Source organism: Enterococcus sp. DA9 (assembly GCF_008000875.1).
GTDB classification, from domain to species: domain Bacteria; phylum Bacillota; class Bacilli; order Lactobacillales; family Enterococcaceae; genus Enterococcus_B; species Enterococcus_B lactis.
Genome location: NZ_CP042839.1, coordinates 1,969,803 through 1,995,459, shown reverse-complemented (window position 1 = coordinate 1,995,459; position 25,657 = coordinate 1,969,803). Strand labels below are relative to the sequence as shown.

Here is a 25,657-nt window from a genome sequence, read left to right as displayed (position 1 = left end):
ATAATCTGAATAATAGATGTACGAGAACTTTAGCGGTCATTACATCTATTACTCAGATATTTTATTTTGATGGAATATCCTGTTGTCTATAGATACGTATTTACACGTAGAGAGACTTTTCTTCTACTACTTGGTACTTCTCCTGATAAAAATGGAGAAGATTTTGGATCTCACGTTGATTTGGAAATAGAGAAATACCGAAGACCGGAATGTTTGTCTCATCATCAATCATTACATTTGTAATAATACAGTCGATATCTAGATGATATGATTTCTTTTCTTTCTGATTAAAGTTTGGCATGACACTAAATTGATAATAGTCTCCCAATTTTTTTTGCAATCTTTTTGCTATGTAATCCGCCTGTTTTTTTCTTGTATTTATGACTATCACTGCTTTTAATTTATTTTCTTTCCCTTCAATGTATGATAGCAATAACGGCCAGTCGAAAAGAATTTCTAAGATAGCATGGCGAACAAATGAATCGAGTTCAGGGATGACGTATCCTTTTTCTCTGCAGTCATCAACCATCCTGCCCTTCAGTTCTTCATATAAACAGGCTAAAATCGGCGGATCGACTATCGTTGTCTGGCTTGGATCATTTAGGATATATTCTGGAAATCGTGGTTGTGTCAGTATCTCTTTACATCGTTGAACGATCAGATCTTTGTTCTCACATTCCAACTGATATTTTTTTTCCAAGCAATCCATCCATGTCATTAAACAATTACTGATACAAAAATGATACTTTCTTTGCTCGCTTGCATTTCTTATTTTCAAAGCAGTATGGATGACTTCTGTATCAAATATCCACTGCCAGATTTTTTCTTCCCATGGCAAAGAAAAATGGCTCAAGTGATTTTTCTCCAAGAATGAAAAGGTGAAACAGCTGATTTTCTTTTGCTCCATTTCCATTTTATTTTTGTTGAATCGTTGTATACGACAAGCAATAAAAAAATGTAAAAAACATAAGGTTTTCGGATCATTTTTTGCTACCTCATACAGCTGATTTTCTTTTAAAAATAGGATAACCACGTCATAAATTGCTTCGCTAAAAGAACGATTAAAAATACTAGCAGGAGAAGGATACTTTTCCATCAGCAAACGAGCTGTAAGACCGTCGATCACCTGACCCTCTCCGACAATCCGAGTCAACCCTTTGATCCTCAAATCGTATTTTTTAATTTTGATTGGGTTTTCTTTACGATTCTTCGCAATGTACTTTCTGAAATAAACAGATACTCTGCTAATTCTAAATAATTCTCTTTTGGATGTAGCAGTATGGTTTCTAAATATTTATATTCAGTAGATTGGGAGATCACGATCTGATAAATATGATCTTTTGTGAAGGCAGGTGAAAATATAGCTGTCACACCAGCATCCCGATCAGTGACGATTTGGATATCGGAAGAATATGTATTGATTTCTATAAAATCGTTCCGCAATGTTTTTCCAGAACTTGCCAATCTTTTTTCCAATTGACTAAGACGGCAACGTTCCTCCTCGAATAGTATTTCTAACAGATTCAACTGACGTTGTAATTTTTTTGAGAGAAGATTCAACATGTTTCCACCCCTTTCTAACAAAATTCTTTTGATACATCCTGATAGATAAATGTAAAAGCACTCAATGTCGGTTTCCCTTATTGAGTGCCTTTAATTATATTATATCGTTTATCTGTTTTAGGAATAGGAACTTTGAGAACTATTTTTTCTTACTTAAGCAAAAAACGGTTATTGATTTTCAACTTTCTCTTTTGCTTTTCTTCTCATAACAATCGTCCCTATGCCTGCTACTAACGCGATACCAATCAACGTCCATGCAGTATTCCTAGTTGCATTGGTTTGTGGCATATTCAGTGAAGATTCATTATCTGCACTTGTTGTTGGATCATCTTGGATGCTTGGTGTCGTTCCTTCATTTCGTTCCGTACTGCCGCTTGTTCCATCATTATTCGTGTTATTATTTTGTGATTCATTCGTACTGGATTCCGTCGTGTGATCACGTACTTCATACGGCATATTCAATTCTGTTGAAAAACCGCCATAAGAACTGTCAGTCGTCACGTTGACTGCGACATTGTTCCGACCAGGAGTCGATGTGTCGATTTCAGAATTTAAAGAGACTGTATAAAGATTTTCTGGAATGACCTTGTCATTTACTTTTACATTTTTGATAAATGATTTAAGATCGAGATCCGTTGCACCTCGTGGGATTTCTACTTTATTAGCTTCTACATCAATTTTCCCGCTTGGTTCGAACCCATATTCTGTGACTTCATAATAAGCATATTGAGAACCGTAAGTGAAGTTCTTCTCCTGCTCATCTTCCATCAACATATTTCGTCTAAACTCTTTCGTATGATAGATCCTGACAATGTCTTCTATGTTGACATTCAATGGCTGTCCACTATTGAATCGAGACAATGCTTGTTCGATCGTTCGGTTTCCTGTTACATCATATGTGAATCTGCTAGTGGTATTATCTTTGTTCATCACATCGAATTGATAATAAATCGAGCGATCGGAATAATCATGCACTACTTTGGACAACTCTGTATTTGCCACACCTTGAGATGCTCGGATCATCATTTGAGTATTCTGATTGTTCGGATTTGTCTGTTTAATTAGACTGAATGCGCCAATCGTTGCGCCGTCATTGTTTTTGACTCGGATCGTACTTCCCCATTTCACTACATAAGGGATCTTCACTTCTGTGAACCCAGTACCATCAGTCGTGCTTACTCTCACACGAACCCCTTTTTCTCCCACTGTTGTCGTATCGAAGTTAGACAATTGTTCCACCGTATAAAGATCACTCGTTAGCGGACGTCCGTTGAATGTCACATTTTGGATCAATTCTGCCGGATTCACTGTATTCGTCTCATGTCCTAACAGCAGTTCTTGTGAAATCGGATCAGCCTTGATATCTGTAAATGGCTCGAATCCTTCTTCCGTTACTCTGTAATAGGCATAATTAGAACCACCTGTGTAATCTCTGACCATTTCATCCATCATCAGAAGATTTCTTCCTTGTGTCTCCGCGTGATAGACTTTGATGGTATCTCCTACATTGACTGCTAACGGCTGCCCGTTGTTGAAGCCGTTTACTGCTTGACGGATCAAGGTATTCCCTGTTATTTCATAGTTGTATTTTCGCGTGTCATTTTCTAGCACTTCGATGGCATAATAGATTCCTCTGCCGAACGGATTGTTCACTGGACGATTCAAGTCCGTGTTGCTTGAACCAGGAGAAGCATGGATTGCTAACTGATCGCCTTCTTTTAATAAACTAAACGCGCCGACGGTCATTTCTTCCAGTCCTCGAAGAACGAATGTACTTCCCCACTGTACTTCATAAGGCACTTCGATTTCGGTTTCAGCTAACCCATCATTCATCGTAATCTTTACTTTTGTCGTTCGTTTTCCAGTTGTACTTGTGTCAATCTCTGACACTTGTTCGATCGTGTAACGATCTTCTGAGATACTTTGATGATTGATCGTGACATCTTTGACTAGTTCTTTGACATCTAATGTGCTGACGTCCTCCCTCAAAGAGAATGTTTGCGAAGTCCCTTCTGCTTCCATCACTGGAATCGGTTCTAGTCCGAATGCAGTCACTCTGTAATAAGCATATTCGGAATCATAAGTGAAATCCCGTTCTTCTTCATCGATCATGACAACTGAGCTGTTCGGTGATCTCTGTGGGTGATAGATCTTGATTACATCATCCAATCGTACATCATAGTAACCATTCCCGTTCCCAAAGTTATTGATCACTTGCCGCAGAGTTCCTCTACCAAGTACCTCATAATTGTAGATTGACTGATTGTTTCTCAGGACTTCCAAAGAATAATACAAGGCGTGCATCGATTCTTCCGTACCGACCCGTTCATCTAATGCTGAAGGCAACCCACTGGTAACGGTTAATCTAGCTGCATTCCCACTTCTTAGATGTAAGGAATAAGCTCCTGCTGAGCCACCTTCGCTTGACTTGATCATGAATGTATCTCCCCAAAGATAATTGACCGATGTTTCGGCTGTTCCTTTGATCGTCTCCCCAGAAATCGGGTGTTTCGCTTGTACCGTGATCCGAATATCTTGTTTGCCAGCAATCGTATTCGTCGGCTCTGTCGATTCTGCTGCGACGAATTCTAAATCCTCGATCGCAACTGATTCCCCTTCAAAAGTGGCTTCTTCGATATAATTTTTAAACGTACTTGCCAGTGACGCAGAAGTTTCTCCTAATGTACGTTCTTCCATTGGCTTCAATTTCAGTTGGATCGCCGGATCAGGGAGTACAGGAAGTGGTTCAAATCCGAAAGCTGTGACACGATAATAGGCGTTATCTGTTCCGTAAGTGAAGTCCTGTTCTTCTTCTTCTACCATCAAGACTGAGCTTCCTGCACTCTTTTGTGGATGGTGAATATTGATGATATCGCCCAACTGTACATCAAGGTATCCATTTCCATTTCCGAATGTCGTGATCACTTGCTGTAGAGTAGCTCTCCCCGGCACCTCATGGTAATAAGCTTGTCGGTCATTTCGTAGCACCTCAATAGAGTAATACAACGAATCTTCAAGACCAATCCGTTCATCGAGAGGAGAATCTAATCCTCGAGTTGCCACGATTCGAGCATTATTCCCATTCCTCAACTGGAAAGCGTATGCTCCAGCTGATCGTCCATCATGGGCTTTCAATAAGAACGTGTCGCCCCAACGAATATTGACTGTTGTTTCAGCTGTTCCTTTGATCATTCGACCTGTAACAGGGTGTCTCGTTTGAACAGTCAGTTTGAGCGCCTGTTCTCCTACGATAGAAGAATCTGGCTCTGTTGATTCAGCGGCGACAAACTCTAAGTCAGCTGTATTAAGCCTTTGCCCTTCCATCGTCGCTTCTTGGATATATTCACGGAATGAAGAGGAAAGTGCAGGATAATTTCCACCGAGATGTCGATCTTCTACATTCTTCAATTTTAGTTCTAACTCTGGTTGAGGAAGAATATCCATCGTGATCGAACCAGTAGCTTCACGTCCATCAGCAGCCGTTGCTTTTGCCCGCCACGTTTTCGTACCAACTGAGCTCGTATCAGCATCGAGCCACTCTAACTGATGGGTCTGTCCAAGAGGGTCTCTCACTTCAAAGTAGTCAGCAGGATTAGGGATTGCTTCGCTCACGTAAATGGAATGCGGACCAGCCTTTCCAGTGATTTGTAGTGCTCTATCCTGAACCGTGATCGGCACAGTTACAGTAGTCGTTCTGCCAGAAGTATCTTCAGTTACTTTGATTCTAGTATTTTGAGTACCAATTGTATCCATTCTAGGTGGAGTTTCCCATTCTGTCTTCAGATCCCATTTGACATTACTCCGATCAATCGTCACATAATCAGAAGGATCTGGTACCGCATCGCCTTCCCATAAATTATGTGTGCCAGATTTGGCTTCGATTCCAAGCTCTCCCATTGATTTTGCTGCAGAGTGGAAATTTATTAATCTGTGTTGTCTATGAGACGCATTAGGTCCGGAAAGATACACTTGAACACGTAGCTCTATACTTTCATTACCTAAGTTTCGTTCGTCGCCTATCCTAGTTAATCTTATCTTATAGGGGTCGCCCCAATTAACCGTCAGCGCCCTAAATCTCCAATTCCCGCTCTTTGTATCTACAAAAGCAGAAAAATCATCTGAAGTAGATCCGATTGCTATACTTGTGCTAGTTATCCCAAGTGAAGAAAGTACATTGGAAGAAAAACTTGGAGAATCAATTTCTGGTACATTATGAACATCCATATATTCGTCATATGTTAGTTCTAAAAATTCCCCACGCGTAAAGGAATGGTCATGATTTGCCATCGCTTCATTGAATCTGTATACAAAATATCGTTCATAAAAATCCATTAATTCTGTTACCACTTCTTCCATTGTCCATCTAGTCAATCGTGTCTCTGGGAACATATAATCAACTTGGTTTGTTTCTTTTTTTCTTCTATTGGTAATCGTGGCAAGGTAGATGCTCGTGGTTTATTTTCCTCTTTCTTTGTTTCTTCCTGTTCTTTCTCTTCCTGAGGGCGTAATTAATTGCCTTAATACTGGTAATTCGATCGAATGTAAGGCAGAGGCGGCTTCTACTACGGTACCGCCCATATTCCCTAGAGCCAGTCCCAACGATAGTGTACTAGTCAATAACTTTTTTACTTTTTTCAATGAATGTTTTACCTCCTTTATTTTTCCTATACAGATCAATAGCGGTCTGTTTTAAACCGTCAGCAAAGAAGGTATGCTATTTTCTTGTTTTAAACATAAATAAATAGTGTAAAAATAGTTTTGTTCCTAACCTCCGTAGCTTTTGCTCAATTGACACAAGTCTGATCGATCAAATAGTATTTATTTTGCTAAACACCTAACGATCATTTGTTGTGACAAACTTGACGGTCAGCATTGTACGTGAATTGCTTCTGTTCCCCTTCTTACGATCTTTGAATATGTAGTTCTCTCACCAATAATCGTAACTGGGTGTCTCCCACTCCTTTCTTTTTGTTTTTATGCGGGAGCAAACTCCCACATTTATACTGTAAAGGGGTTCTTTCTATTATGTAATGCCACTTTTTACCATTTAATATGGAGTTTTTGACAGAATGTTTCGAATAACAACGATCCACTACTCATTTTTCTTTTTAACGTTAATTTGATAATAATGATTATTTATTTAAAAATACATTAGATAACATTTGTTACGACACGAAAAAGCTTCACAAACAAATATCGTTATTTTAAAATGAGGACGAATTCACACAATTAGGAGGAATAGTATGCCATTCATCGTTTACTTTTTTCTTTCATTACTCGTGATCTATATTCCATTACCAACATTCTTTCTGCTCGTCAATCGTCTAGCTGAGCAACATGATGCGATTACTGCTCTTACGAAACTTTGTTTACTTCTATTTGTTTGTCTAGATTACTTTACGAGCTATTATTGGCTAAAACAGACAAGAGTAAAAAAGAGATATTATTTCTTCCTTGTCTTTTTCAATCTCTTTGAGTTTCTGATCCATTGCTTTTTACTTCATCAGTATCATACGATTCATTTGTGGATCATCTGGGACTTTCAAGTGGTCGTACTATTTTGTATGTTCACCTTCCCTCTCTCAAGAAAATTTAGGGAGACATTGTTTTATTAAAAAAAGGTGGAGAAAGCTTATCTGTATCAATAAAGACACAGTTAAGGAAAAACTGGTCAACATACTGGTTTTTCTTTAAAAAACTTTTAAAAATCTAATTGGGAATTTACCCACACAAACAAGGGGCTATGACAAAATCTTGTCACAGCCCCTTATTTCGAATAAAAAGCTTGCATCTTCGATAATAAGCCCAACCAAACGAAAAATATGAAAAGCTATTTTTGTTTGGTTGTTCTTATTACTTGATGCAGAACAGCTTTTTCACGACCTTTTTATTAAAAGTCTTTTTACAGTTTTCTAGCAAAAAATGAGACAATCAGTACTAAAATGATGGCACCAATCAATGATGGTACGATTGCCATTCCTGCAATACTTGGTCCCCAAGAACCTAATAATGTTTGGCCAAGTGCTGATCCAACTAAACCTGCTACGACATTTGCAATAATCCCCATCGAAGAACCTTTATTCGTGATTGCTCCTGCAATTGCTCCGATAATTCCTCCGACGATAAGTGACCAAATAAATCCCATGTTTCGTTCCTCCTAATGTTTTGCTTCCTTATTACTGAACGCGTGGCTCTGTATTTTCTTTTACTTTTTCAACGCCGCTTCCAGCTGCTGATTTTACTTTATCTGTTTGATTAGAAGCAAATTCACCGGTTTTTTTCGCTGCGTCAGTTACTTTGTCTTGCACTGTTTCTTGATCTTTTTCAAATTCTTCTTTTGTTTTGATGTCCACTACGTTAGCGTTAACTTCGATGACGTCTAAGTGTGTCATATTTTTTACTTCTTTGCCGATTACTTCTTGCATTTCTTCAAAGATTTTTTCGATATCTTTGCCATATTCCACAATGATATCCATGTCAACTGCTACTTGTTTTTTACCGACTTCTGTTTCGATCCCAGCCGTTACATTATCTGTATTCACAAGTTTTCCTGCCACATTAGAGAAGAAACCACCGTTTGCAGATAATAAACCGTCTACTTGTTCAATTGCGATTCCAATGATTTTTTGCACCACTTTGTCTTCATAATTCAACTCACCGCGCATCGAATCTTCCTGCTCAGAGCCATGGTTTTCTTGGTCATTTGTATGTTGTGAACCAAATTTTTCTTGTCCATTTGAGTGTTCAGAACCAAGTTTTTCTTGTGCTTTCGCATGATCAGAAGGGTGCTTTTGTTCCTCTAATGGTTCAGAAGGATCGATTGCATCATGTTGTTCTGGAACTTTAGATTCTGGAGAGCCGGGATGATGAGGCGCATGTTTTTCTGCGTCATGTTTCTTTTCTTTTACACCTTGTTGAACATTTGGCACGACTGGATCTGGATGTGCAGATACTGGTGCTGTTTTGTTCTTTTCATCGTTCACACCATTTGATTGGTTTGGTGTCGTTGGGTCTGGATGTGCAGACACTGGTTTTTGGTTGTTCATTTTATTGTTATTATTATTTTTGTTATTGTTATTCATGGATGTTTCCTCCTAAGATTTAAAATAGTGATCTAAGATTTTCGTTTGTTTCAAATAAAAACCGATAGCGACACCGATAGCGGCCATGATCAAGATCAATAAAGTCTTGAAAAAGCCGACGGTTATCCATAAAACGGCTAATATCAACCCAAGTACCCCAAAGATGATAGGGAGCTTGTATGTCGAAAATAGTTCTTTCATTTTGGTCCCCCCTATTCTACTCGTTTGCGGTCATTACTTTGTTTAGCTGGTTCTTCAAAGCCTGTGTATCTCACGGATACTTTCACTGACTCTTTTGTGCCTAATATGTGTTGTACTTCGTTTTCGATTTCTTTCATCAATGTTCCCGTTTTACCAATGAGTGCTGAAGTTCGTTTCAACTCCCCTTTTACATTGACGGCGATCTTGTTTTTCGTTGCTTTGACATTTACTTTTGGTGAATGGATAAATTCATCTTCATGCAAGTGAGAACGAACCATTCCTTCGATTGCTTTTTTATCCAACGTCAACTCCCCATCACCATGTTTCAGTAAAAAGGTTCCGATCGTTTTTGGATAAAACAAGAAAACAAGCAACGTGATAATCGTCAAAATAGCAAATGCAACAGCAAGCCAGAATACATATTGTTGCACATATGAATTAGTGATGGAAAAGAATCGAAACTTCTCTAATTGAAAAGGCAGTGGATAGGCTGCACTTAATAGTATCGCAAACAAAAGTATAGATAGCAAAAGTAACGTTCCGATCACTCCAAGCGTTTTTACTCCTTTATTCATTTTCGCACCTCCTCATAGGGGTGAAACGATCAACTTTTTATAAGTTGATCGCTTCTCCACCAGTTACTCCGTAGATTTGAGCTGTGACATAACTTGCTTTATTCGATGCTAAGAAGACATAGACCGGTGCTAATTCTCCTGGCTGACCTGCACGTTCTAGTAAACTTTGCTGACCAAATTCAGGAATTGAATCAGAAGGCTGGCCTTCGTCTAGTTGCAGCGGTGTCCAGATTGGACCAGGTGCTACGCCATTTACACGGATTCCCTTAGGAGCAAGTTGTTTTGCTAAGCCAATCGTAAAGTTAGCGATTGAAGCTTTTGTTGCTGCATAATCCAATAAATGTTCACTTGGATTGAAGGCTTGGACAGATGTTGTTGTAACAATCGCTCCTCCTGCTGGGATATGCGGAACTGCTTCTTTCACTAAAGCAAACATAGCGATGATGTTGACCATGAATGTGTCTTTGATTTGTTCAAGTGGCAGTTCAACAATGGACTGGCAAGAAATTTGCTGTCCTGCATTCAATACCATCGTATCTAGCCCACCAAGCTCACTTACTGCTTTTTCAATGATTTCTTTAGGTGCTTGTTCATCACGAAGATCAAATGGTAGTAAGACGATTTTACGTCCTGCATCTTTGACGTATTTAGCTACTTCTTCTGCATCTTTTTCTTCTCCTGGGAAGAATTGAAGAGCGATGTCTGCACCTTCTCTAGCAAATGCAATCGCTGCTGCACGACCGATCCCTGAATCGCCACCAGTGATGAGTACACGTCGGTTTTCCAGCTGATTACTGCCCTCATAGGATTCTTCTCCGCAATCAGGAACAGGAATCATGTTCTGTTGTAAAGCTGGCGTATCCTGATCTTGCTTAGGAAATTTCTCCGTATGGTACAGATTTCGCGGATCGATTAATTTTGGTTCTGTCATTGCTGTATTCCTCCTAGTTTTTCTAAATTGTATTGCCAAAACAAATTTCTTTGTTTGATACCTGTTTTAAATAGTTTGTTTAATTCGTATAATCTTTTCGGTATAGATGGTAGCCTAAAACCGCCGCTGCTATCAAAGAGCCGAATACTACGAGGATAAATCCTAAAGCAGAGCTTTTACCCGGCAACCCTCCTGTATTCATTCCCCAAATCCCTGCAAACAACGCCGGAACGGAGATGATTAGTGCAGCTGAATCTAGATATTTCATGATGTGGTTTAGATTATTGTCCATCATCCCATTGAATAAATCACCAATACTCTCCAATAAGTCTCGATAGATCTCGATCATTTTTTCTGTTTGGCGCTGCCTCAAATGGACATCATAAAGCAACTGTTCATCGTCTAAACGTTTGATAAACGTTTCAGAATTCCATAATTGATCCATCGTTTTCCGCTGATCTCTTAAGGTATGATCGATATACACAATGTCTCTTTCAAGATCTGCCTGTTTATACAGTTCCTCATTCTCCGTCGTTTTACGAGCTGCTTTATCCAAAGCGTCAATTCTATGCTTCATTTCTCTTAGTTCTTTCACGTAATGGGTATAAATATCCAGTAATGTATACGTGATGATCTTTTCAAACGAGTTTAAATGATCTCCATGCTTTGTCAGCAAGCGATCCACGAAATCGGTCTTTCTATCAATACATGTAATCAAGAGATTATCGGAAAGTACAAAAGATATCGGTGTCAATTTTTTTTCGATACGATTATCTGACTGATCCAGATTAATCACAACCAAAGAAAATGGATGCGCTAATTTGGTCTCATAAAGGCGCTCCATCCGAGAAACTTCTTCCGGATATTCCGTGCCTACGAAAATATCATCTGGAAGCTCGAATTCTTTGATTGCCTGCTGAATCTCTTCTGGCTTTGTATTATCGAGAATAAGCCAATTGTATTTGTTTTCATCTGTTTCTGTGACTTTCATTTCATCATCCACAAAGTAGTATCTCAATGTATACCTCCTTTCTGGACTTTTCAAAAACGATTAGCTGAAGAAGCAGTTCTTTAATTTGATATTATAATCGAGTACTGCACTTTCATTTTCTAATGAGAAGCTGTCAAGCTGTTTATTAAAGTCCATGTTTAGTCGTTTACCGAAATAACTTTGTTCTACTTTAGATGTATAGATCTCCAGTAAAGGATGCTCGATTTTTGTTGCATACTCTCCAAATTCCGAAACAAAAGGAATGATTTGGAAAAAGCTGCCTTTTGCAAAAGCACCTTTATCCCTTAAAAATGGATCGGAATCATTGATGAGAGCGAGTGCAATTTTTGTATTTTCCCCCACTTTTTCGATTAACGTCTCTACTGCATTTTTAGACAGTGTAATTTCCATTCCTACTCCCCCTGTTCAGTTGTAGTCTTGTATTATTTAACAACTACGTCTGTTTTTTGTTGAATTTTTGCATATTTTGGATATTTAGGGAATTTAGCCACACAACGGAACGCCGTCATCCCTGCATATTTTTCGTAATATTTCTTCGTTGGTCCTTCAAAATCCTTGCTCCAAGGTTTCACATGTCCTGAGAAATGGATAATGTAAGGATTGTTGCGTGTTTCTTCGTATTCACGTTCACCTGCTGCTGTTGGATGTTTCTTTGCTTTAGCCATGATATAGCCTTGTGCATTCCAACGCGGATGAAGCGGAAGCCAACGATCATGTAAGATTGCATTTAATGCATCTTGGTCATGGAACCTTAATTTTTCTGGATTATGTTCGATGAAGTCTAATACTTTTTGCGTAATATTTTCATCTAACCATTTTTTTACATTGATCAGCATCAATCCTGAGTTGAAGTAACGCATTGATTTAGCTGGAATCTCCATTTTTTCTAATCGTTGATGAAACCCAGCGTCTTCAACAGCTGCTACGATTGAATCACCGAAGTCAAGACGCCATAATTTAGAGATATCTTGTAATGCAATCATGTCGCAATCCATATATAAGATACGTTCAACTTCCGTGCCGCGGAACAATTCCGGAATCGCTATGCGGTAATAAGCTGTTTCTGGAATACGATCGCTGATTACTACATTTGTAAAGAATTCTTTATTGATTTTCAAAAATTCTACATCTGAATTCATTCGTGCATTTTTCACTGAGAAACGTAAAAGCTGTTTGCTTTCAAAATCGATATCGTCGTCAATCACATAGAACCGAACAAATTTAGACGGGTTGCAATTATCTAATACTGAGACAAATAACGCAGCTAAATGCGGTACGAATTTTGTGTTACAACTTGCGACTACTGCTATTTCTTTTTTATTCATTGATCTCGCCTACTTTCGTTAGAGTACTGTGTGCTAATTTTTTTAAGTATAAATTGGTATACGGATGATCTTTCAACGTATTCCAAGGTTTATCATGTCCTGTAAAATGAACGATTGAAGGTTTTTCATTTCCTTCTTTATACAGACGTTCATATTTTTCATTTGGTGCTGGGTGTCGTTCAAAAATCAAAGAAGTCTGCATGTTCCATTTTGGATGAAGTTGTTCCCAATCTTCATAAAGGACAGCATTCAAAGCATCTTGATCGTGATAAATGATTCGATCACCATTTTCACTTAAATAATGGATAGTTTTTTCTGTAATTTCTTTTTTATTCCATTGATCGATGTCAATCACCATCACCCCTGAATTGAAGTACAAGTCATCGGAATCTATTCCTAATCTTTCCAATGCTTTCACTTGTCCTGGATCGATAATGGCGCCGATCGTTTTTCCATTTAATGGTTCATCATATAGTTTTACGATATCGTCTAGCACTAACACATCTGAATCTAAGTAAAGGACTTTCTTATAATCCTCTTTAGCTAATAAGTTGGGTAAAGAAATTCTTAAGTAAGCGGTAGTTGTGATATGGTCGCTGACTAGGAAGTCTTCGTAGATATCTTTTTCCACTGTCAGGAATTGGATACTTGCATTACTTGAATATTTATTTACCGTTTCTTCCAATCCTTGTTTACTATATTCTGATAGACCATCGTCAATCACATAAAATTTTATGCGTCTTGCTTTATTGCAATTTTCTAATGCAGTTGCGATCATCACGCTCAAGTAAGGAGCATAATTTTCGTCTGAAGCAGTCACCACAGGAACTACGCCGTATCTCTTCTCCATCAAAATCACTCCTTTTTCTAATCTTTTTCTAACCTGTTCTACATCTAGAATATTCCTCATTTGGCTTTAAAGCAAAATATATGCTTTGTTTTCATTGAATATTTTAAAATTTTTTTATTACAAAACGCATTGGTAAGCGCTAACTATTCGTTTTTCATGGCTTTTTATTCAAAGGTATTGACCAAAAACTACTATATATAGCCGCCTTTTTCTTAAGAATGTTTTTTGAAAAAATTCATAACGGCAAAGCAAGTTAGTTTCATTTTTTTAATTTCTCATTTAATCTTAAGGTAACAGGAAAATAGATATGTAAAAAGAAAGTAGGAAGATAAAATGAAACTAGCAGCGATTGATTTAGACGGTACCTTGCTTGATCGAAATGGAAAGATACCAGAAGAAAATATCCAGGCACTTCGGAAATTTGATGAAAATGGCGGAATCGTAACAGTAGCTACAGGAAGGAACAGCATTTCTGCTAAAGATATTTTTTCCGAATTAGGGATCGGCGGCTATTTGATTTCTTCCAATGGTTCGCTGATTGCTGAAATGAAGGATGGAAAGATGGCAAAGGTTCTCAGACGTTCGAAAATAGATATCGATACTCTGAAAAAAGCCTTCTTCTATGCTCAAGAAGCAAAAATCTCAATTATTGCCAGCCGAGAAACCCAAGATGATCAGCTGACATTCGATGAGTCAAATCTTGTCAAAGACGACCCCTATTATGAACATTTTAATCTGCAGAATCATTCTTTTGATCAAATTTTAAGTATGTTAGAAGATCCTTCTCTTAGCTATCTTAAATTAGCGTTAACAGATAAGAGTGAAGAAAAACTACAGAAGTTACAAAGAGATCTGCAAGCAGACGGCATCAATTCAGTATTCTCTGATCCGCATTTCTTAGAAATCACGCCTACAGGTATCACTAAAGCTCATTCACTTGTTTTTCTGGCGGATTACCTTGGAATCGAGTCGAGTGATATCATGGCTTTTGGCGATCAAGAAAACGACATTGCTATGTTGAATTATAGTGGGTTGAGTATTGCGATGGGGAATGCACAGCGGCAAGTAAAAGAAATTGCAAACCAAGTAACACTGACGAATGAGGAAGCTGGGGTTGCTTATATTTTAAAAAACTTCTATTGAAAATAAAAAAATGACGTCATGAACGTAGGAGGAAAGAAAATGTTAGTTATTATCGATATGCAAAATCATATTCTTGATCCAAATAGCGAATTTTATATTCCAGAATCAGACCAATTGGCGGAACGCATTGCTAAACGATTAGCTAAAGCACGCAAAAACAAAGAATATATTCTATTCACACGGGATATTCCAGTCGAACTGAAGGACAAAGAAGAGGAACGGGAAGATTTGCAATTGATCCCTCTTCTTTCTTCCCAAGGAAATGAACGAGTGATCAAAAAGTATTACTTTACGATCCCCCTGAAACTTTAGCTGAAATCAAGGAGACTTTGTTTGAAAGCAAAGAAGAACAAAAAGAGATCGAAGTGGTTGGGATCGAAACAAACTTATGTGTGCTCTCTAATTTGATAGGCTTGCAGAGTGCGTTTCCTGAAGCTGACTTTTTTGTTGATCCAACGTTAGTTTCTAGTAGAAAACATGGAGAATCTGCGTTGGAACTTCTGAAAGATTTCAATGTTTCGATCATTGAACCTAAAAAATAGACAGTCACACGTATGCTACAGTCTATTCTTTATATAAGTTCTATTATCATTTAGCAAGCAAATAAAAAAGAAAAAGCACGAAGAACTGTTTTCAGTCTTACGTGCTTTTTCTACAAAAGTATATTGGCTTTTCCATGACACCTTGGTAAACAGTGTTCTCCTGCCAACTCCTCAGTCACAAGTCACAATATTCAACAAACATGGGAAGCTGTTTTTTGAAATTGCTCCTTGTGACTCAGAGTTAAACGGTAGGCTCACGACCTCTTTCTTAAATGGTGTTCAATCAGCTGACTCTCGGTATTAGCTTAACAAACGGCAAAATATGAGGAACTATTTTTCCGTTTGTTTCTCTAATACTCAGGTCAAAACGCTTATTTCACAACCTCTTCCTTAAACGGTGTTCAAAAGCTTGCATCTGCGGTAATAAGTCCAACCAAGTTAAAAACATAAGAAGCTGTTTTTACTTGGCTGTTCTTATTAGTTGATGCAGGGCAGCTTTTTCACAACCTCTTATGTACCTTGTAGGACTCGAACCTACGACCGGACGGTTATGAGCCGTCTGCTCTAACCAACTGAGCTAAAGGTACATCATCATGAGATATATTTTAGTTACTTTTTAACTATAGCACGAATTATAGACGCTCACAAGCTTCAAAATATAAATAATATGATATATTTATTCTTATTTACTTGACTTGAAACTTGACTATTTTTTACTTGCTTATTTTAGAAGAAATGCTATTCTTTTAAAAATTCTCAATGCTAGGAGTGATTATTTTGCCATTTATTGCGATTTTATTCGATTTGGTTGCGGCAGCAGCTTACTTTCTCCAATACAATCATCAAAGTTCAGAAGTCCTGTTTGTTGGAATGATTTTCCAAGGTGTGATCACCCTTCTCCTTCTCATCATGATAATCAGCTACAAAGGAAAAAAATATGCACGTGTCCAGACAGAAATATTTGTTAAATATGTTTCTATTCGTTACGGGATCATCATTCTTTCCTTTTTAATGAATGCAATCGTCCTCTTTTTATATGTATTGAATTACTTAAATATCAATCCATTGATTTTTTCTAGATAGATAACTTGTATTTAGCGGAACAGTTCTCGCGTATGAGCAGAGAGCTGTTCCGCTTTTTCATCGGTCTATTCTTCTTTGATTTTCCTAGCATTTCATTTGTGATGTATGCAATAACATGTTATCTTTTATTAGAAGAAACGTTGAGGAGTCCGTTACATGATTACGTTGGTTAGAGTTTTGTTTTGGTTGCCTTCGGTCGTCCTGATCGCAATTATTTTTTATCTTATGCATTGGAACAAAGAACGGCTTTATTTAGCTGTTTTGACTCTTCCGGTTATTTATTTTATGTGGAAGGTTTTTAATTACAACTACTTTGAACCTGATAGTGTTTTTGTAGAAGAATTATCAGGGTTGGTTTTGTCTCTATTAATCGTCATTCTTTATTTGATACGTTTAAATAAAAAACATTGAGTCCTATTGATTGCTTGTGTAGCTTTCTATGGTCATTACAACTATCCTATTATGATGAAAGGTGATTAAATGAGTATCGAAGAAGCTATTTTACTGGATACTTTACGTTGTCGTCTGAATTTTTTAAGAACTGGCCGATCTTTATCCCAAGTAGCTGTTTCTAGCGCGTTAAGTATTCCTTTATTCAAATATCGTAAATACGAACAAGGGGAAGAAATTCCAAGTATCATTGAATTGATCTACATCGCCGACTTTTACGATATTTCCGTTGACTACCTGATTGGTCGCTCAGAAACAGCAAGCAAACTGAAATGATTTTTTCCAGCTATTGTGCTGGTTTTTTCATTTAATGTTTAAAGTGAACAAACTATGTACAAAAAGGAGATGTATCTATGCGTTTATGGCATGAAAAATTGATTTCAAAGCTTCCTCGTCAGCAGCTTTTAGGACAACATCGAGAATGCTGTGCGTTAAGAGGAAATGGTTGGGGAAAGAAACACGCTACTGTAGATTATGTCTTCCACTATTCTCCTTATAAATTATTTCAATATCATCAACTTGTCATGGACGAAATGGAAAAGCGTGGCTACAGCCCAGCACCTGAATGGACAGATCCTATGTACCGTGGCAAATCATGCGAAGCATTTTTTGATTTGCCTACTGTAGAACGTAGCGTTCCGATTTATCCGGAACATGATGAAGTGTATCTAGCAGAGTGTTTAGCAAATTTGGAGCAAAAAGGAATTTATCTTACCTAAAAAAGAGGCTGGGATAGAAGCGTTTAACTCCAAGAAATAAGAGGTAATTCACGAAAATTGCTTTTCAAATCTTTGTGAATTTCAGCTTATTTCCGAAGGAGTTGCTTCTGCTTCCGCCGTTTACACATGTTTAGAGCGTGAGACAAAAGTTTTTCTTTACTTTTGTCTCACGCTCTAATATAACATGAAAAACTCTTCTACTCTTCACTCATCGAAAAAGTCTTAACCAACGTAGGGTAAGCTCGAATGGTGCAAGTTGATTCTCAGGTTACCTTCGTCATCACGTATAAATCCGAAAGTATATTCTACTTTTGTTTCATCACCCGTTTTCCCAGAAGTAAAGTAATATTCTCCTGATGCGATTGCTGAATCCGTATCGATGATCGTTTCATGATTGTCGAAGCGGATGTCTGTCCAAGGCTCTAACGCAAAACCAGAATCTTCACTGATATCACCGCCAACGAAATAAGAAAGTGCTTCTTCTTTTGTTGCCCTGAATGGTAACTCTGCAGCTTTAGTTGGTTTAAAAAGCACAGCACCTTCGTCGTATGCATACAATGTCTCGATGACTTCTTCTGCTTTTTCTGTTGCTTCCTCCATGCCTTCTTCGCTTGCTGTACCGATACTTATGATTGCTTCTGCCCAGCGTTCCCGTGCTTCGTCGACTTCGGCTTCTGTGATCGTCTCAACTTTTACCTCTTCTGTCGTGTCTTCAGTTGTTTCTGTTGTTGATTCAGTTGCCGAATCGGTTGTAGAACAACCTGCCATTGCTAGTGTTAATGTTGATAGTAAAAATAGTTTTTTTATCATAAGATTATCCCCCCTGAAAACAGACTAAAATAATAACATTTCGTTTTTTTATTTTCAGTTAAAGCTTAATAATTTCTAAATGTTCTTAAATTTTATTTAAAAACTCTTATAACTTTCATAATACATAACATAGTTATTTTTAAATAAAAAATAAGCTCAATACATTTAAAATAAAAGACATAATTAAAATTAATCAAATAAATATCGTTATCTAAAAACAAAAAAATCCTTTTAAAATCTTACTACTATTAGGCTTTTTCGTTTTAATTTTCTTTAAATAATTATGCAAAAGTAATAGTTTATCTGTTTTTTTATTGTTTTAATAATCGATACACCACTTTATGTAAAATACTTCTCGAAAATACCTATTGACAAACAAACACAGCTATGAAATGAAAAAGCAAAGGACGAAGCAAAAAAGCACCAAGAAAAACATCCTTCCGCCTATTCAACGATTGATGAATTTCTTCGTACAAAAAAAACCGTCTTTTCGAAAGAAAAGACGGTTAAAAGTCAATTTTTATTAAGCTTTAACAATGTTTGTTGCTTGAGGGCCACGTTGACCATCTTCAACATCGTAAGACACTGCTTGGCCTTCTTCTAAAGTTTTGAAACCGTCGCCTTGGATAGCTGAGAAATGTGCAAATACATCATTTCCATCTTCACCAGTGATGAAGCCAAAACCTTTGTCTGCGTTGAACCATTTTACTGTACCGTTATTCATAAATAAATTCCTCCTGATACGTATCAATGTACGTTTTTTCGTTGCAATAAATATTTGATAGGCAAAAGGAGTTTTATCTATGTAGATATATCGCTCAAATTACGTTTCAAAATAGATTACTTATTTAATATATCATGCTTTTTCTAATAACACAAGAATAATGCAATGAAATATAAAATTTATTGTCTTCGAATCGATAAAAAAGTTGGATAACCGCGTTTGAGCCGCCTATTGTTCTCCATTTATTTGTTTTTATCTACTAGCATTTGTTTAAGTTGTCTGTTTGCTTCAGAGATTTGTTTCTTTTGATATAGTATTCCTTGTGAATCCATCATGAATCGTTTACTAATATTTTCTAGCATTCTCTCTATGCCTGGTATGGCTTCTTCTGGCGCTGCTCCTTGGACGATCCATAGTACTGGTAACTGGTGCAATGGCGCGTTTTCTGAATCAAGTCCGATTTGGAATAATTCTGTCCAACGGTCAATAAACGTTTTAAGCAGTCCACTAATATCCCACCAATAAATCGGTGTACCAATAACTACGTAGTTCGCCTTCGCCAATCTATCCATAACGGCATCAAAATCATCATTAGCTTTGACTTGACCTAATTGAGCAATATGAAAATCTACAAGATCGATCCTCTCATAATCTATTCCTTCTAGAACTTTCGCTCCCCACTTACTAGTCATACCTTCTTTGTTTGGACTTGCATTTATAAATATAGTTGTCATTGTGTTCCCTCCCCACTTTATTTTACAACATGATTGCTAAATTTTGACTTTAAACTTTCTTAACTATGAAAACCTTTCAATTGGTGATATACTTATAAATGGAATTTCGTTATCAACGTGTTCGTTGCCTTTCAGCAAGTATTTAAAGAAAGGAGAATGGCTATGACATTCTATAACAAAGATATACAATATCGAGTAACCTTGGATACAGATTTGAATCTCTTTGTCGTTTTTGACAAAGAAAATAGCAATCATGTAGCAACAGGTGTTACGATCGAACAAGCAGTGCAAGAATTAAAAAAATCTGCATAAGGAGTGGAAACCCTCATATGGACGATTCTCGTTCTTCTCTTTAAACGCATCTACTGGATGATAACAGTAGGTGCGTTTTGTGTTTTCAATAACTTCTTCTCTTCTGACAACCCTCCATCTAATTGACGATTGTATTCGACTGACTCAATCAACTAAATATTTTTTAAAAAAGGAAGAATCCTACTATAACAGAAAAAGTAAAAAATCCATTAAAACCTAAAAAGCCATTACCAAATATTTGGTAGTGGCTTTTCGGGTTCTGTAAGGGTGGTACAGAACATCAATAGTCGGTGGGTTAGAACGTATGTTATCACATCTTTGGAGAAGGTTGTATTGGTATTATTCGAGTGACTTATTAGATGCGATAACAAGGATAGTATACAGTAGGGAAAAAATTTATTTTTTCTTTTTTTATTAGTTTTGTTTCTTATTTTCTAAAAAATAAAAATAAATATTTGATGAATCAAGCATTCTCCGGATAAAACTGGCTTTCGAATACATATTAGGTTATCGTTTGTAATTTTATTTCACAGTTGTTATGATTGTTATGTAAAATAAAAAAGTTTAGGATACATCGATTTTTTGGGGAAATTCTTTTTGGGGGGTATCCTAAACCTTTTCTATTATTTTCTCATATTTTTCATTATTGGTCTAGACATATACTAATGAACTTCCTATCTATATGATGGATGAATCCTTTTTCATTTATCATGAGATAACTTTGCTCCAAACTTACTTATGATAGATGGATGGTATTTTTTGTTCACGTTCTAACAAACTTGACACATTTATGAATTCTTAATCTATCTATCCTATAATTATAAAAAAAGGAGGTGCTGCGTATGAAAGCTATTCATATTTCTTTGCTTTTTTTCGCTAGTGCATTGATTTTATTTGCTATTCATCTTTGCTCCCAGCCTTATATCAATAACAACGGAATATTAGTAGAACCAGCATTCTTTTGCTTACCGCTCGGTCTTTTATCCCTTTTTGCCTCCGCTGGATTCGGATTTGTTGCCTTTTTTAAACGATCGAAACAACAAATCTGACTATAAAATTTACGTAAAAGAGACCGTAAAAAAAACATATCACCTTTCCTTATTCCGAATAAATATTTTCCATAAACAATCTTTTGACAATAGGCTGGACGTCTCTTTCGCGAGAACTGATACACGGTACCTACAAGCTCTTCAGTCACCAGTCCCACTATTCATCAAACCTGAGAAACTGCTTAGTTCCTTCTGACTCGGAACTAAGCAGTTTCTTCACATCCTCTTTTACATCATGAGCGTTTATTCCTTGAAAAATGCTACTAATTTTTGGTATGTTTCTTGCGCTTGTTTATTACTAAAATCAAACTGATATTCATGGTTCAAGACAACATTTTTCTTCGTATAGTCTACTTTTGTGACTTTCACTCCTACTTTTTCAAATGCAGAAGCTGTTTGTTCCATTTGTTTCGTAAACGTATTTGTGTTCCCATCCGTCAAGAATGTTTTTTGCGTCCAACGGTCTGCATGTCTTGCTAAAGCTAAATGTTTGACGTCTTCTAAACGTTCAAAGTTCTTACTATCAAAATAAGCCCATCCACATTTTGCATAAAGAAAGCTAGAAATCTTATCACTTACTTGGGTAAATGCAGAAGGGTCTAGTAGTCCAGACAAAGAAACAAATTTTGTGATCTGCTTGTTCTCCAAAGTTGGATCAAGTTGATCGGCTTTTTTGATTTCTTCGTTTTGAAGTGCTAACAAATACTCTCCGCTAATTTGTGCGCCTGCTGAATCGCCACCAATCGAAATATTCGACCAATCCGCTTGCTCTTTTATCTCTTTTTTGGCTGCTTGAATGGCTTCGTTCAATTGGATAACTGGTGTAGGATGCTTTGCTTCAGGTGATCGTTCATAATCGATATTTACGACGATCTGCTGCGTGTCTGAACATAGGTATTCCAAATAATCACGACAATCGTTTTTATCCCCTCCTACATATGCGCCTCCATGCATCCAGAAAAGGATGGGCAACTTTTTCTTCTCCGTTTTCGGTGTGTAGATATCCATATGATTGTTTTTGTACTTTGAAGGATAAGTTATTTCTTTATTTCTATCGATTTGTTTGATTTTTTGCTGGAAATCGTCTGGTCTGGCATATACTTGTTCTTTTTCACTTGTGTCAAATTGTTTTCTAACAAGCAAACTAATCGGCTTTGGTGTGATTTGATTAATCAAAAATACAGTGACTAAAATAACTACGATGATAACTGGCACTGCAATCACTATTCGCTTGAACCATTTCATTCATTTACCCTCTCTTTCTTCGCCAAATCCATGTGATAATCGTGCTAGCAGATAAAAATCCACCTGAATAAATGAGAAGCGAATGTTTCTTTTCCCCAGTTTTCGGCAACATTCCTTTTTTTGTATCTGTCTTTTTTTGTACTTTCACTGTCATCTGAATCGGTAGCGTATCATCACTTGATTGATCATCTCGAGGTTCATCCTTTCCCTTATTGTCTGCATTCTCTGCCGGATCTTGTTTTTTTGGTGGAACTACTGGGATTTTTTTGTAATGGTAAATAATAGTTGGTGTCGTCTCGTTAAAAACCCCTTCAGTCGGTCCTTCAACATTTGCTAATTCGTATCCTTCGAATGTCTTTTGCTCTGTCACATAATTCTCTCCATAAGCTCCGTAAAGCCGGATTTCGTCCTGGTCTTTGAGTAGACTTTTATTGTTTTCATCCACATATTTCACGTTTATCTGATCATGGAACACTACTTTCAAAAAGTCCGTTACATGTTTCGTGTAGGCAGCATGGTCAACTTCCTGTGCCTTTCCATGCCCTGCTCCTTCTACCAATAAAAGGTCTTTATATCCTCCTGCTAACTCATATAGTTTTTGCGCGTTAGACACAGGTACTACATCATCTGCCGTTCCATGGATGATCAATTTAGGCAATGAACCAGACATTCCAATCGTAGGTAGAGCGGCTGTCGGATCCAAATGCATCTCCTGATCAAAATAATATTGTTTCAAAAGCCCCATAAACAAATCTTCATGCTCTTGATCCCCAATGATGTCTAACTGATTTTTTATGGCAGGCGGTAATGCAGGGACTACTGTCTGGCTATACGTAAAACGTAGTTGTTCATCGATTGATGCAAATCCGCAATTTTCAATAATTCCTTTGACATTGACTGGGATATCTTTTGCTAATACAGACATCATCGTAGCTGCTCCCATGGAACCACCATACAGCAGGATCTTTTGAGATGGACGTTCTCGAACTTCTTGATTGATCCAGTAAAGGACATCATCTGATTCATATTGTCCATAGGTTACATTATCGCCTCCACTGTTACCAGTTGCTCTGGAATCAACAAATAATAAATTATACCCTGCCTTATAAAAATCATTGTATTCTTCTGTAACGATCCCATTATTCCAATTCCCTCTAAATCCGCCATGGATCATGACTATTTTATCTGAACCCTGGTCGACATAGTAAGCATACACATCCATCATTTTGCCGTCTTGTTTGTTTAGTACAGTTTGATGAAGTTGTTTTGTGTTTGGATAGAAGCCTGTGTTTTCTGTAGGCGTCGTACCATCATCTGTACCTCCAAGCATTGACATCAACACACTATTTTTAGAAAAAGCGATATCATACAATAGATAAGTAGCAATCAGATGTTTGATAATCTCTTTGTCTACACCATAATCCTTACCAAAAAGCTCACTTAATACTAAACCTATTAGTCGTGCGTTAATTTCATCTACTGGTCCATTAAGTATATCTGTCATCTGTTTACCGAAGTAATTAAGATATTTCTTACCATTGAAGTTTTCGCCTTTACCGATATCATCATTTTCTGTCCCATTCTCTTTGTCACTTACTTTAGCAGAAGAGGATTTGTCGTTTGGCGTTTTTGTAGCTGTTGCTTCATCTGTTTGTTGGTTATCTGTGGTAGCGGTCGTTTCTTGATCTGTGCTAGTAACAGATGTCTCAGCCGTTGTTTCAGTACTTGTTTCTGTTTGTGAAGTACTCGATTTCGTTTCGTTTCTAGCATCAGTTGTTTCCGTGGTTTCGACCTCCCTAGATCCCGATTCGGAAAAGATACTCTCTCCATATACTGACCATTGCGGGACGTTTGTACTTACAGCAAATAAGACGACCAACGCTCCCTTTAACACTTGTTTTGTTCTCAATCGATTCACTCCTTTTTATGATTCTAGGAGAATTATATGTAAACGCAAACATTTTTTATACAAAAAACAAACGGTTTATCCCATAAAAATAGAACAGGATTATTTTCTCAATTTACGTAACAAAGCAGAATGGATAAACCAGTATCCATTCTGCTTTTCTTTAAACGATGAAACAGCTTATTGCTCCAAAAATGTCAGAAATCGTTTATCCCAAATATTCTCGTAAAAAGCGATTGTTTCCTTTGCTTTCATAAAAGGATGATCATAAGTCGTCGCTGCTCCTCTGCACATCATAAGCTGGTATCCTAATCCATGAGCAAACTTCACAGTCGTATCTATACAATACTCTGTTTGCGCCCCACATAATTCGATCGAATGACAGTCCAATTCAGTTAATAACATACTCAAATTAGTCTTATAAAATGAATTCGCATGGGTTTTTCTCACAAAATAACTGTGTTCAGGAATAGATAATTCCGACAATAGCTCCCATGGTTTTGTTTTTGGTACTAATTGATCATCTTCGTGTTGAACGAAAATAACTGGCTTTCCAATCGTTTCGTATGCTTTGATTCTTTTATTCACTAATGCTGTCACTGTTTTTAATCCGTGTATCGTCGAAGAATCAAAACATACCCCTTTTTGTAAATCGATCACTACGAATGCGTCGGCTGTGTTTGACATACGTATGCCTTCTTTCTTGATTTAATAGTATTTCTTATCTAGTTAGTTCCTTTATACGTGACAACAATTTCTTATTTTACACCTATAAATGGCACTTTTCGACTATTTCTTCATGTTATTATTTCATAAATATTTAGCTATTGGAGGAATGTATCATGATTAAATTATATATAGGTTCTAGTTGCTCGTCTTCTAGACGCGCAAAACGTTGGCTTATCACACATGATATACCGTTTATCGAACAGAACTTAATTCGTCAACCACTAACCAAAAATGAATTTATCCACTTACTAAAATTGACAAACAATGGCGTGACCGAAATGCCCTCTACTCATTCTATTAGTTATAAAAATCTTGTTCACAGAATAGATGAGCTCAGTTTGAGTGAACTATATATTGAGATTCGTACGTCCCCTTCTTTATTGAAAAAACCGATTATCTACGACCAACCTGCAAAACTTTTGACTGGATTTAGCGAAGATAAAATCAGGATGTTCCTTCCTAAAACTAAAAGAAAACAAGAGCTCAACGAACTCTTGCTTTCTGGTCATCTTGTTGATTTTAAAGAAAATAATCTTTGCGTTCCTGTTATTTCCTGTTTCTCAAATATGTTAGTAAACAAAAATAAACCTGGCAAAGCTACAACTTCGCCAGGCAATACAGCACTCTCGAATGAAATATTCACTCAAAAATCTATCGTTTTATTCAATTTTA

27 protein-coding genes, 1 tRNA gene and 2 pseudogenes are annotated in these 25,657 nt (G+C 37.0%); 10 read left to right on the top strand and 20 right to left on the bottom strand.

The window, feature by feature from the left end:
* Nucleotides 1–100: 100 nt before the first annotated feature.
* The 4 genes from FTX43_RS10540 to FTX43_RS15515 form a co-directional block, all read right to left on the bottom strand.
* Entirely contained in the window at nucleotides 101–1,126 is a 1,026-nt protein-coding gene (locus FTX43_RS10540; RefSeq protein ID WP_261801533.1) for a hypothetical protein, read from the bottom strand.
* A 38-nt stretch (nucleotides 1,127–1,164) separates the two neighbouring features.
* Nucleotides 1,165–1,563 (bottom strand): helix-turn-helix domain-containing protein, encoded by a 399-nt coding sequence (locus tag FTX43_RS15260; protein ID WP_261801532.1) that lies wholly within the window; start codon nucleotides 1,561–1,563, stop codon nucleotides 1,165–1,167.
* Between the two features lie 168 nt (nucleotides 1,564–1,731).
* Nucleotides 1,732–4,755 (bottom strand): LPXTG cell wall anchor domain-containing protein, encoded by a 3,024-nt coding sequence (locus FTX43_RS10535; RefSeq protein ID WP_147607139.1) that lies wholly within the window; start codon nucleotides 4,753–4,755, stop codon nucleotides 1,732–1,734.
* A gap of 1,263 nt (nucleotides 4,756–6,018) precedes the next feature.
* A complete protein-coding gene (locus FTX43_RS15515) occupies nucleotides 6,019–6,201 on the bottom strand; it encodes a hypothetical protein (RefSeq protein ID WP_147607045.1) in 183 nt (60 codons plus the stop codon).
* 605 nt (nucleotides 6,202–6,806) lie between these two features.
* On the opposite strand from FTX43_RS15515, the gene FTX43_RS10525 reads away from it, so the two are divergent.
* Nucleotides 6,807–7,178 (top strand): hypothetical protein, encoded by a 372-nt coding sequence (locus FTX43_RS10525; RefSeq protein WP_002306626.1) that lies wholly within the window; start codon nucleotides 6,807–6,809, stop codon nucleotides 7,176–7,178.
* 287 nt (nucleotides 7,179–7,465) lie between these two features.
* Here FTX43_RS10525 and FTX43_RS10520 read toward each other — a convergent pair whose 3' ends face one another.
* The 9 genes from FTX43_RS10520 to FTX43_RS10480 all read right to left on the bottom strand — a co-directional run bounded on the left by FTX43_RS10520 (nucleotide 7,466) and on the right by FTX43_RS10480 (nucleotide 13,539).
* Nucleotides 7,466–7,708 carry a GlsB/YeaQ/YmgE family stress response membrane protein gene (locus FTX43_RS10520; protein WP_002313724.1) on the bottom strand — a complete coding sequence of 81 codons (243 nt, stop codon included), beginning with the start codon at nucleotides 7,706–7,708 and terminating at the stop codon, nucleotides 7,466–7,468.
* A 31-nt stretch (nucleotides 7,709–7,739) separates the two neighbouring features.
* Nucleotides 7,740–8,645, bottom strand: coding sequence for an Asp23/Gls24 family envelope stress response protein (locus FTX43_RS10515; RefSeq protein WP_147607044.1), 906 nt, complete (start codon nucleotides 8,643–8,645; stop codon nucleotides 7,740–7,742).
* A 12-nt stretch (nucleotides 8,646–8,657) separates the two neighbouring features.
* Nucleotides 8,658–8,846, bottom strand: coding sequence for a DUF2273 domain-containing protein (locus tag FTX43_RS10510; RefSeq protein ID WP_002291274.1), 189 nt, complete (start codon nucleotides 8,844–8,846; stop codon nucleotides 8,658–8,660).
* An 11-nt stretch (nucleotides 8,847–8,857) separates the two neighbouring features.
* Nucleotides 8,858–9,421, bottom strand: coding sequence for an alkaline shock response membrane anchor protein AmaP (gene amaP / locus FTX43_RS10505; RefSeq protein WP_002313722.1), 564 nt, complete (start codon nucleotides 9,419–9,421; stop codon nucleotides 8,858–8,860).
* A gap of 37 nt (nucleotides 9,422–9,458) precedes the next feature.
* A complete protein-coding gene (locus FTX43_RS10500; protein ID WP_002306620.1) occupies nucleotides 9,459–10,352 on the bottom strand; it encodes an SDR family oxidoreductase in 894 nt (297 codons plus the stop codon).
* Between the two features lie 79 nt (nucleotides 10,353–10,431).
* On the bottom strand, nucleotides 10,432–11,355 hold the full coding sequence (locus tag FTX43_RS10495; protein ID WP_002313721.1) for a magnesium transporter CorA family protein: 924 nt from the start codon (nucleotides 11,353–11,355) through the stop codon (nucleotides 10,432–10,434).
* A gap of 48 nt (nucleotides 11,356–11,403) precedes the next feature.
* Nucleotides 11,404–11,754 (bottom strand): iron-sulfur cluster biosynthesis family protein, encoded by a 351-nt coding sequence (locus FTX43_RS10490; RefSeq protein WP_002291264.1) that lies wholly within the window; start codon nucleotides 11,752–11,754, stop codon nucleotides 11,404–11,406.
* A gap of 32 nt (nucleotides 11,755–11,786) precedes the next feature.
* Nucleotides 11,787–12,689: a glycosyltransferase family 8 protein gene (locus FTX43_RS10485; RefSeq protein WP_002306618.1), complete on the bottom strand. Its 903-nt coding sequence runs from the start codon at nucleotides 12,687–12,689 to the stop codon at nucleotides 11,787–11,789.
* Nucleotides 12,682–13,539, bottom strand: a complete 858-nt coding sequence (locus FTX43_RS10480; RefSeq protein WP_002329245.1) for a glycosyltransferase family 8 protein — start codon at nucleotides 13,537–13,539, stop codon at nucleotides 12,682–12,684. The genes FTX43_RS10485 and FTX43_RS10480 overlap by 8 nt, the downstream gene beginning before the upstream one ends.
* Before the next feature lie 333 nt (nucleotides 13,540–13,872).
* Here FTX43_RS10480 and FTX43_RS10475 point away from each other — a divergent pair, with 333 nt between their 5' ends.
* Nucleotides 13,873–14,682: a Cof-type HAD-IIB family hydrolase gene (locus tag FTX43_RS10475; RefSeq protein ID WP_002306615.1), complete on the top strand. Its 810-nt coding sequence runs from the start codon at nucleotides 13,873–13,875 to the stop codon at nucleotides 14,680–14,682.
* Nucleotides 14,683–14,721: 39 nt separating this feature from the next.
* A pseudogene (locus tag FTX43_RS10470) lies at nucleotides 14,722–15,224 on the top strand (isochorismatase family cysteine hydrolase).
* Between the two features lie 513 nt (nucleotides 15,225–15,737).
* Here FTX43_RS10470 and FTX43_RS10460 read toward each other — a convergent pair.
* Nucleotides 15,738–15,811: transfer RNA gene (locus FTX43_RS10460), tRNA-Ile, on the bottom strand.
* Between the two features lie 172 nt (nucleotides 15,812–15,983).
* Here FTX43_RS10460 and FTX43_RS10455 point away from each other — a divergent pair.
* The 4 genes from FTX43_RS10455 (at nucleotide 15,984) to FTX43_RS10440 (ending at nucleotide 17,476) form a co-directional block, all read left to right on the top strand.
* Nucleotides 15,984–16,307: a hypothetical protein gene (locus tag FTX43_RS10455; protein WP_002306612.1), complete on the top strand. Its 324-nt coding sequence runs from the start codon at nucleotides 15,984–15,986 to the stop codon at nucleotides 16,305–16,307.
* Between the two features lie 156 nt (nucleotides 16,308–16,463).
* Complete coding sequence (locus FTX43_RS10450) at nucleotides 16,464–16,718, top strand: hypothetical protein (RefSeq protein ID WP_002306610.1); 255 nt, start codon at nucleotides 16,464–16,466, stop codon at nucleotides 16,716–16,718.
* A gap of 69 nt (nucleotides 16,719–16,787) precedes the next feature.
* A complete protein-coding gene (locus tag FTX43_RS10445; RefSeq protein WP_002306609.1) occupies nucleotides 16,788–17,033 on the top strand; it encodes a helix-turn-helix domain-containing protein in 246 nt (81 codons plus the stop codon).
* 77 nt (nucleotides 17,034–17,110) lie between these two features.
* Nucleotides 17,111–17,476 carry a TIGR02328 family protein gene (locus tag FTX43_RS10440; protein WP_002306607.1) on the top strand — a complete coding sequence of 122 codons (366 nt, stop codon included), beginning with the start codon at nucleotides 17,111–17,113 and terminating at the stop codon, nucleotides 17,474–17,476.
* 222 nt (nucleotides 17,477–17,698) lie between these two features.
* On the opposite strand, the gene FTX43_RS10435 is transcribed toward FTX43_RS10440, so the two are convergent.
* From FTX43_RS10435 to FTX43_RS10425, 3 genes are all read right to left on the bottom strand, one after another.
* Entirely contained in the window at nucleotides 17,699–18,286 is a 588-nt protein-coding gene (locus FTX43_RS10435) for a hypothetical protein (protein WP_002320081.1), read from the bottom strand.
* A gap of 523 nt (nucleotides 18,287–18,809) precedes the next feature.
* On the bottom strand, nucleotides 18,810–19,010 hold the full coding sequence (locus FTX43_RS10430; protein WP_002293303.1) for a cold-shock protein: 201 nt from the start codon (nucleotides 19,008–19,010) through the stop codon (nucleotides 18,810–18,812).
* A 242-nt stretch (nucleotides 19,011–19,252) separates the two neighbouring features.
* Entirely contained in the window at nucleotides 19,253–19,744 is a 492-nt protein-coding gene (locus tag FTX43_RS10425; protein WP_002293299.1) for a flavodoxin family protein, read from the bottom strand.
* A 162-nt stretch (nucleotides 19,745–19,906) separates the two neighbouring features.
* Between FTX43_RS10425 and FTX43_RS14970 the strand changes: the two genes are divergently transcribed.
* Nucleotides 19,907–20,056 carry a hypothetical protein gene (locus tag FTX43_RS14970; protein WP_002293298.1) on the top strand — a complete coding sequence of 50 codons (150 nt, stop codon included), beginning with the start codon at nucleotides 19,907–19,909 and terminating at the stop codon, nucleotides 20,054–20,056.
* A gap of 842 nt (nucleotides 20,057–20,898) precedes the next feature.
* Nucleotides 20,899–21,105 carry a DUF3955 domain-containing protein gene (locus FTX43_RS10420; RefSeq protein ID WP_002306600.1) on the top strand — a complete coding sequence of 69 codons (207 nt, stop codon included), beginning with the start codon at nucleotides 20,899–20,901 and terminating at the stop codon, nucleotides 21,103–21,105.
* A 243-nt stretch (nucleotides 21,106–21,348) separates the two neighbouring features.
* Here FTX43_RS10420 and FTX43_RS10415 read toward each other — a convergent pair whose 3' ends face one another.
* From FTX43_RS10415 to FTX43_RS10405, 3 genes are all read right to left on the bottom strand, one after another.
* A complete protein-coding gene (locus FTX43_RS10415; RefSeq protein WP_002313716.1) occupies nucleotides 21,349–22,350 on the bottom strand; it encodes an alpha/beta hydrolase in 1,002 nt (333 codons plus the stop codon).
* 4 nt (nucleotides 22,351–22,354) lie between these two features.
* Nucleotides 22,355–24,268 carry an alpha/beta fold hydrolase gene (locus FTX43_RS10410; protein WP_147607043.1) on the bottom strand — a complete coding sequence of 638 codons (1,914 nt, stop codon included), beginning with the start codon at nucleotides 24,266–24,268 and terminating at the stop codon, nucleotides 22,355–22,357.
* Nucleotides 24,269–24,436: 168 nt separating this feature from the next.
* Complete coding sequence (locus tag FTX43_RS10405; protein WP_002306591.1) at nucleotides 24,437–24,943, bottom strand: cysteine hydrolase family protein; 507 nt, start codon at nucleotides 24,941–24,943, stop codon at nucleotides 24,437–24,439.
* A gap of 155 nt (nucleotides 24,944–25,098) precedes the next feature.
* Here FTX43_RS10405 and FTX43_RS15435 point away from each other — a divergent pair.
* Nucleotides 25,099–25,431 (top strand): annotated as a pseudogene (locus FTX43_RS15435) (Spx/MgsR family RNA polymerase-binding regulatory protein); the annotation flags it as partial.
* Nucleotides 25,432–25,657: the final 226 nt, after the last annotated feature.